We start from the raw sequence: 7,842 nt of genomic DNA, 5'->3' as shown, positions 1-7,842 counted from the left end.
GCCCGCCACCTCGTCGCGCGCGGCGCTCAGATGGCCCAGCGCCTCGCGCGTGGCGGCGTCCTGGTTCAGCGCCAGCAGCGACTGGCCCAGCCCCGCGCGCACCAGTGCTGCACCGGGGGCGAGTTGCAGGGCGCGGCGGTAGGAGGGCACGGCGGCGGCGGCGTTGCCGCTTTCGTAGAGGAACTGGCCTTTGAGCTCGTGCAGCCAGGGATTGTTCGGCTCGATGGCGATGGCCGCGTCGATCTCGGCGATGGATTGCTGCGGCGAGGGCAGGCGGTGCAGACCGATGGCGCGCTGGATGCGGGCGGCCATGTCCTGTCGCCCCTCGACCCGCGCGATGGCAGAGGAGGGCGCGCGCAGGAACCCGTCGAATTTCGCCTGCATCCGTGCATAGGCCTCGGCCAGTGCCGGTGGCACCGGACGCCCGCGCAGGGCGGAATTGTCGGCCCGCCGCTCCAGCAGCTCGTAGCGCTGGGAGGAGAGCGGGTGGGTCAGCGTGTAGGGGTCGAGCTGGGCGCTCGACAACAGCTCCTGCCCGCGGAAGAGGCCCAGCGTGCGCAGGGCGGCGCCGGGGTCGATGCCCGCGCGTTCGAGGATGGTGAGCGAGCTCTGGTCCGCCCCCGCCTCCTGCCCGCGGGAGAAGGCGAGCGCACCGCGCCGCGCGACGCCCTGGCTGCCGTGCGCGATGGCGATCCCGGCCTCGGGCGCGCCGGCGGCGGTCACGGCGATGCCCAGGAGCAGGCCCGCGATGCTGCCGCGCTGCGCGCTGGCGCCCTGCACGGTGCGCTGCGCGATATGGCCGCTGACGATGTGCCCCAGCTCATGCGCCATGACCGCCTGCAGCATGTCGGCGCTGTCCAGTCGCTGCACCAGCCCTGCATGGATGAACATGTTGTTGCCGGGGGTGACGAAGGCGTTCATCTCCCGGTCGTTGACGATGTAGACATCGACGCTGCCGCGCGGCAGGCCCGCCGCCGCGACCAGCGGGTCGAGCAGGGTTTCGAGCGTCGCCTCGATCTCCGCATCGCGGATCAGGCCCTGCGCCTGCGCCTGCGCGGCGATCAGCATCGCCGCCAGAATTGCGATCAGCCGTTTCACGCCGGTCATCCCCCTCACGCCACGCTTGACCGCGGGCGCGCGCCTCGCGACAACGCCCCCGGACAGGAAGCCGAAGCCTAGGGGCAGCATATGCGCACATCAAGCCGCGGCAGCGTGGATAGCTTCATCGTGATGGACGTGATGGAGGCCGCCCGCGCGGCCGAGGAGGCGGGCCGCGACGTCATCCACATGGAGGTGGGCCAGCCCGGCACGCCCGCCCCCGCGCTGGCGCGACAGGGGCTGGCGCAGGCGATGGAGGCCGGGCCGCTCGGCTACACGGTCGCGCTGGGGCTGCCGAGCCTTCGCGCGCGGATCGCGCGGCATTACGGGGAGGTCTACGGCGTCGACCTCGACCCCGCGCGGGTGGTGGTGACGGCGGGGTCGTCCGCGGGCTTCCTGCTGTCCTTCCTCGGCCTCTTCGACGCAGGGCAGCGCGTGGGCATCGCCGATCCGGGCTATCCGAGCTATCGCAACATCCTCAAGGCGCTGGACCTGACCCCCGTGCGCATCGAGGGCACGATCGACAACCGCTTCCAGCCGACGCCCGGCGACGTGCGCGACATGGAGGGGCTGTTGGTGGCGAGCCCGGCCAACCCCACCGGCTCGATGCTCGACCGTGCAGCGCTGTCGGCGCTGGTGGAGGCTTGTGCCGCGCGCGACGTGGCGCTGATCTCCGACGAGATCTATCACGGCATCGACTATGGCAGCCGCGCGGTCAGCGCGCTGGAGCTGACGGACGAGGTGATCGTCATCAACTCCTTCTCCAAGTATTTCTCGATGACCGGCTGGCGCATCGGCTGGATGGTGGTGCCCGAAAGCCATGTGCGGGTGATGGAGCGGCTGGCGCAGAACCTGTTCATCTGCCCCTCCCATGCCAGCCAGATCGCGGCGCTGCACGCGATGGATGCGGGGGAGGAGCTGGAGGCGAACCGCGCCGTCTATGCCGCGAACCGGGCGCTGCTGCTCGACGCGTTGCCCAAGGCCGGGCTGCGCGACATCGCGCCGCCCGACGGGGCGTTCTACATCTATGCCAACATCGCGCATACGGGGCTCGATGCGCGGGAGTTCACCGCGCGGCTGCTGGCCGAGGAAGGTGTCGCCGCGACCCCCGGTCTCGACTTCGATCCGGTGCGCGGGCACGAGACGGTGCGATTCTCCTATGCCGGGCCCACCGCGGCGATGGAGGAGGGGGCGGCGCGCATCGCGCGGTTCATGGCACGGCTCGGGAGCGGTTGAGTCGGGCTTGCCAGCGGGGCGGCGCGGGCGCATGCTCGCCCCATGACCGCCGGTATCGGACATAACCGCCCGCCCGAAAGCGCCAACGCCTGGGCCCGCCATTGCTGGACCCGCGCGCGGGCCGAGCTGGTGGGCGAGCGCATGCCGATCGAGATGGTGCGCACCCGCATGGCCCGCGCGCGCGAGCTTGGCTTGAGCTTCCCGCAATACCGCTCGATCCTTCTGGGCGGCGGGCGCGACGTGACGGCGTTCCTGTTCACCTGCGAAGGCCTGCACCTGAAGCTGCGGCGCGAGCTGGAGATGCCCGCGCCGGTGCGGGAGAAGCTGGCGGGGATCGTGCGCACGGATCTCGTGGCGCTCAGCCCCTCGGGCGGGGTGCCGGAGGCGTTCCGGGCCGAGCTGTCGGCGGTGGCCGGGCGCGATTTCCGCGCGGCGGGGGCGGAGCCGGAGGTCCATGCCAGCTGGTCAGAGCAGCGCCGCGCCGTGCGCGACCTGATCGGGGCGGCCAAGCTGCCCGCGCAATCGGTGGTGATGATCGGGCAGGGACGCGACATCGGCTGGGCCGAGGCCGCGCAGCTGGTCCGCTTCATCCCGCGCGAGGACTATTTCGAGGCCTGCTGATACGCTCAGCCCGCGCAGTCGCCCGACGATACCTCGGTATGGAACAGCTGTCGCCCGCTGGTGGTCGAGTAGCGATAGGCGACGACGCCGCCGCGCGCGACCGCTCCGGCATAGTTGCCCGTGGCGCAGACGGTGTTGCGGATATCCTCGGACATGCGCGCCTCGTCGATAATGATCTCCTCCTGCACGGCGAAGTCGAAGGTCAGCGTTGCACCCTGCGCGTGCACGGCGGTCAGGGTGGTGGTCCGGTCGATGCTGTAGGGCAGCTGGTGCTGATACTCGCCCGCCGACAGCGCCATGTAATGCGGCATGCCGCCCGCGAGGTGGATCCGCTCGTAAAGCGCGCGGTCCGGGCCGTAGTAATCCGGGGCGGCCCGCCGTCCGGCGAGCGCGAGGTCGGCGATGTAGACCAGCAACAGCACGGCGAGGCCGATGGCCACGGCGGCGGGATGGGCGCTGCGGCGCAGGCCGGGGCGGGTGCCCTCCTCGGGCGCGCGGGGCGGCAGCAGGACAAGCAGCAGGTTGAAGCCGGGGATCAGACCCAGCCAGGCACGCGACCGCGGCGCGCCGAGATCGCGCGCGCGCGCCTCGCTGGCGCGGTAGAGCAGAGCGCCCGCCATCAGCAGGCTGACGATCCCGGCGATGACACCCGCGTCGAACAGTCCCGAGGCGAGCAGGACCGGCGTCGCGTCGAGCGCCACGCTCGGCAGCCAGATCAGGAGGAGGGCAACGATCAGGATGGCGAAATATCCCACGCGCCCCAGCCGCCCGCGCCGCGACCGGCCGGGCAGGGCGAGGATCGCGCCCACGAGGACGAGCAGGGCGACCCCCGCCCAGTATTGCAGGGGCGGCAGGTGGAACAGCGTCAGGAACAGGTCGGTCACGGGGCTCGGGTCTCTTGGTGGTGCCGCCCGATATGATCGCAGCATCTTGGCAGGAGTGAGGCAGGGCGAGTTGCCCTCGCGTCAAAGGCGAACGGCCCCCGCGATGCGAGGGCCGTTGCAAGGGATCGAAGCGGTGGATCAGCCGCCGATGGTGCGCGCCCACCAGCCGCGTTTCTTCGGCTTGTCGTCCTCAGCCTCGTCGGTGGTCTCGCCCACGGTCTCGTCGCTGGCCGAGACGGGCTCCTCGGTCTTGGGATCGGCCGGGGTTTCCTCGGCCGCCGGTTCCTCGGGCGCGGTCGCGACCTCCTCGGGCTCGGTCATGCCGGGCATCACCTCCGCCGCGGGGCCGCTGGGGACCTCGGGCTGCGCGTCGGGGATCGCGTCGACGGCGGCACCGGGCGTCTCTTCCGAGATCACGGCGTCGAGCGGGGCCTCGCGGCTCATCTCCGCCGCGACCTCGCCGCCCTCGACGACCTCGTCCTCGGGGGCGAGCTCGGTCTCCGGCTTGCGGCGGGAGCGGGACTTGGGCTTGTCCTCGGCGGGCGCGTCGGCGACCGGGGCGGTCGGCGGTGTCTGCGCCTCGGCACTGTCGGTCGCGACGCCGTCCGTCTCGGTCGATGCGGTCACGGCGGCATCTGCCGGGCTCGCGTCGCCATCCGTGTCCTCGGACTTCTTCCGGCTGCGTGACCGCGAGCGGGAGCGGGACTTCGGCTTGTCCTCGGCGTCGTCGCCACCGTCGCCGGAACCGCCCTGCGATCCGCCGCCGGAGCGCGTGCCGCCCTTCGCGTCGTCGGCTTCGGCGCGGCTGTCGTCGTCGCCGTTATCCTCGCCGTTCTCCGCATCGTTGCCATTGCCGTTGCGGCCCCGGCCGCCGCGGCGGCGCGAGCGGCGGCGCTTCTTCTTCTTGGGCTGATCGTCCTCGCCCTCGGACTCGGCGACCGCGTCGACGCGATCGTCCTCCTCCGCCTCCTCGGCGGCCTGCGCATCCTGGATGGCGTCGAGGTCGAGCCCGTCCACCTGGATCACGCCCGCGTTCGGGTCGGCGATCACGGTGCGACTCGCGGTCTTGAACCGCTCCATCTTGTATTCGGGGCTGATCAGATGCGGGTCGCCGTTGATCTGGATGGCGATGCCGTAGCGCTGCTCGATCATCGCGATATGCTCGCGCTTCACGTTCAGCAGGTAGTTGGCGACATCGACCGGGGCGGTCAGAACGATCTCCTTGCAGCGCTGGCGGACGCCTTCCTCCTCCAGCTCGCGGATGATCGACAGGCCCAGGCTGTCATTGGAGCGGACGAGGCCGGTGCCGTGGCAATGCGGGCAGGGCTGGGTCGACGCCTCCAGCATGCCGGGGCGCAGGCGCTGGCGGCTCATCTCCATCAGGCCGAAGGAGGAGATGCGCCCGACCTGGATGCGCGCGCGGTCGTTCTTCAGCGCGTCCTTCATCCGCTTTTCCACGGCGGCGTTGTTCTTGCGCTCGTCCATGTCGATGAAGTCGATGACGATCAGCCCGGCGAGGTCGCGCAGGCGCAGCTGGCGGGCCACCTCGTCCGCGGCCTCCAGATTGGTCTTGAGCGCGGTGTCCTCGATCGAGCCTTCCTTGGTCGAGCGGCCCGAGTTCACATCCACCGCGACCAGCGCCTCGGTCACCCCGATGACGATGTAGCCGCCGGATTTCAGCTGCACGGTCGGGTTGAACATCTGGCCCAGATAGCTTTCGACCTGATAGCGGCCGAACAGGCTGACCGGATCCTGATAGAGCTTCACGTTCTTCGCGTGGCTCGGCATCAGCATCCGCATGTAATCCTTTGCCTCGCGGTAGCCCGCGCCGCCCTCGACATGCACCTCGTCGATGTCGCGGCTGTAGAGATCGCGGATCGAGCGCTTGATGAGGCTGCCTTCCTCGTAGATCGGCGTCGGCGCGATGGATTTCATCGTCAGGTCGCGGATCTGCTCCCACTGGCGGATGAGGTATTCGTAGTCGCGCTTGATCTCGGTGCGGGTACGCTTGGCCCCCGCGGTGCGGATGATGAGGCCGGCACCTTTCGGCACCTCGATCTCGCCCGCGATCTCCTTGAGCTTCTTGCGGTCGGTCGCGTTGGTGATCTTGCGGGAGATGCCGCCGCCGCGCGCGGTGTTGGGCATCAGGACGCAGTAGCGGCCCGCGAGGCTGAGATAGGTGGTCAGCGCGGCGCCCTTGTTGCCGCGCTCCTCCTTCACGACCTGCACCAGCATGATCTGGCGGACCTTCACGACCTCCTGGATCTTGTAGCGGCGCGGCTTGGGGCGGCGGCGGTTGTCGCGGCGCACCTGCTCGACCTCGGCCTCGTCGCTGCCGTCGTCGCCCGCATCCTCGGGGTCGGCATCGGCATCGGCATCCGCCGGGTCGGCGGTCAGGTCGTCGGTGTCGCGCACGGTGGGGGTGTCGCCCTCGGGCGTGTCCACGAGGTCGGCGGCCTCACCGAGGCCGGAGGTCACGTCCGGGCCGTCGCCTTCGAGCATCGGCTCCTGCACGCCGCCGCGGGCGGCTTCCTCGGGCAGGCCGACGCCGGTGGCGGCACCGGGAGTCATCTCGTTGATCGCGGCATCGACGGGGGCGGTCACGTCCGCAGAGGGATCGGTCACGGCATCGGCGATCGCGGCGATGTCGCCGTCGCCGTCGACGGGCTTCTCCACCGGCTCGGCCGTCTCGTTGGGCGGCAGCTCGGCGGTCGTCGTCTCGTCCTGCGGCGCGCCGTCACGGGCAGCCTGGCTGCGCGAGCGGCTGCGCGAGCGGGAGCGCTTGGGCTTCGCGTCCTCGTCCTCGGCGGCGCGCATCGCCTGTTCCTCGGCCTCCTGCTCGGCCAGCAGGGCCTCGCGGTCGGCGACGGGGATCTGGTAGTAGTCCGGGTGGATCTCGGAGAAGGCGAGGAAGCCGTGGCGGTTGCCGCCGTAATCGACGAAGGCGGCCTGCAGCGAGGGTTCGACCCGCGTGATCTTGGCCAGGTAGATGTTGCCGGAGAGCTGACGCTTGTTCAGGCTCTCGAAATCGAATTCCTCGACCTTGTTTCCATCGACGACGACGACCCGTGTTTCCTCGGAATGGGTCGCGTCGATGAGCATTTTCTTGGGCATTGATACTCTGCAATACGCCTGCGCCCGCGGCGGACGGGGTCCGCGCGGCCGGGGGGCGCACTTTCATTGGGGGCGATGGGGGCGTGGCATGGGGCAGGGGGCGGGTTTCCACCGCGCAATCCGCCTGTCACTCGTGCCTCGTCGCGTTTCATCGCGGTTCTACTGTCCTGGGCCGTTGCGCCGAATCGGGCGGCACGGCCCTGTTACTGGCCGGTTTCCCGGCATCTTCGGGGCGGCGCTGTCGCGCCTGTCGCCCGGTCTGTCGAAACCCGCCGTCCACCCGTTGTCTTGCAGGGAGGATCGTGCGGCGAGAGGAGCCGGTGCGACAAATTCTGTCGCATCACGACCCGCAATCGGGGGTCGTGCACGGTCCAGATATAGGGGTGGAGGGCGGTGGATTACAATTTGTTTTTGTCCCCGCCCCGTGCGCGATGATACGCTGCACCGCAACGAGAGGCCGGACACCGGCCCCGCATACCACTCGGGCAGGACTTTTGCATGAAGACGATCCTCCGCGCGCTCGCGGTCCTGATGGTGCTTGTCGCCCCCGTGCGGGCGCAGGCGGTGCTCGAAACGGTCGAGAGCGTGACCGAGGGCTGGCTGTGGCGCACCACCACCGTGACGCTGGGGCTGAGTGCCCCGGTTCCCTTCGCGATCGACGGATCGGCAGGGGCCGAGGGCCGTATCGCCGTGCGGCTGGAGGGGGTGGCCACCGATGCGCCGCCCGCCTTCGCGCCCGGTGTGGTGATCGAGGCCGCGCGGCTGGTGGCGCAACCGGACGGCACCGCGTCGTTGCAGCTGCGCGCGGGCCGGGCGCTCACCTTCGAGACGGCGGAGATGCGCGCGCGTGTCGATGGCGGGGCGGATCTGGTGCTGGCCTTCGCCGCGG

At 70.5% G+C, this 7,842-nt stretch carries 6 protein-coding genes; 3 read left to right on the top strand and 3 right to left on the bottom strand.

All coding sequences use genetic code 11. The annotated features are described in order from the left end of the window. Positions 1–1,098, bottom strand: a 1,098-nt coding sequence (locus tag RX333_RS17055; protein WP_316016167.1) for a M48 family metalloprotease, incomplete at its 3' end; no start/stop codon positions are given. A gap of 90 nt (positions 1,099–1,188) precedes the next feature. Between RX333_RS17055 and RX333_RS17050 the strand changes: the two genes are divergently transcribed. Both RX333_RS17050 and RX333_RS17045 read left to right on the top strand, forming a co-directional pair. Then, complete coding sequence (locus RX333_RS17050; RefSeq protein ID WP_316016166.1) at positions 1,189–2,334, top strand: pyridoxal phosphate-dependent aminotransferase; 1,146 nt, start codon at positions 1,189–1,191, stop codon at positions 2,332–2,334. Between the two features lie 42 nt (positions 2,335–2,376). Further along, a complete protein-coding gene (locus tag RX333_RS17045) occupies positions 2,377–2,955 on the top strand; it encodes a hypothetical protein (RefSeq protein ID WP_316016165.1) in 579 nt (192 codons plus the stop codon). 5 nt (positions 2,956–2,960) lie between these two features. Here the strand turns inward: RX333_RS17045 and RX333_RS17040 are convergent, their stop codons facing one another. Together RX333_RS17040 and RX333_RS17035 are read right to left on the bottom strand one after the other, a co-directional pair. Beyond that, positions 2,961–3,839 carry a hypothetical protein gene (locus RX333_RS17040; RefSeq protein ID WP_316016164.1) on the bottom strand — a complete coding sequence of 293 codons (879 nt, stop codon included), beginning with the start codon at positions 3,837–3,839 and terminating at the stop codon, positions 2,961–2,963. Positions 3,840–3,977: 138 nt separating this feature from the next. Then, positions 3,978–6,953 (bottom strand): Rne/Rng family ribonuclease, encoded by a 2,976-nt coding sequence (locus tag RX333_RS17035; protein ID WP_316016163.1) that lies wholly within the window; start codon positions 6,951–6,953, stop codon positions 3,978–3,980. A 498-nt stretch (positions 6,954–7,451) separates the two neighbouring features. Here RX333_RS17035 and RX333_RS17030 point away from each other — a divergent pair. After that, positions 7,452–7,842 (top strand): hypothetical protein (locus RX333_RS17030; RefSeq protein WP_316016162.1); only part of this gene is annotated, 391 nt, incomplete at its 3' end.

It is taken from the genome of Roseobacter sp. HKCCA0434, assembly GCF_032464675.1.
GTDB lineage: Bacteria > Pseudomonadota > Alphaproteobacteria > Rhodobacterales > Rhodobacteraceae > Pontivivens.
The sequence above is the reverse complement of the archived record's forward strand: the minus strand, read 5'-3'. Positions and strand labels throughout refer to the sequence as shown.

Bases quoted from the DNA above. Each gene is read 5' to 3' on its own strand.
- RX333_RS17050 (WP_316016166.1), top strand. From the start codon at position 1,189: ATGCGCACATCAAGCCGCGGCAGCGTGGATAGCTTCATCGTGATGGAC.
- RX333_RS17045 (WP_316016165.1), top strand. From the start codon at position 2,377: ATGACCGCCGGTATCGGACATAACCGCCCGCCCGAAAGCGCCAACGCC.
- RX333_RS17035 (WP_316016163.1), bottom strand. From the start codon at position 6,953: ATGCCCAAGAAAATGCTCATCGACGCGACCCATTCCGAGGAAACACGG.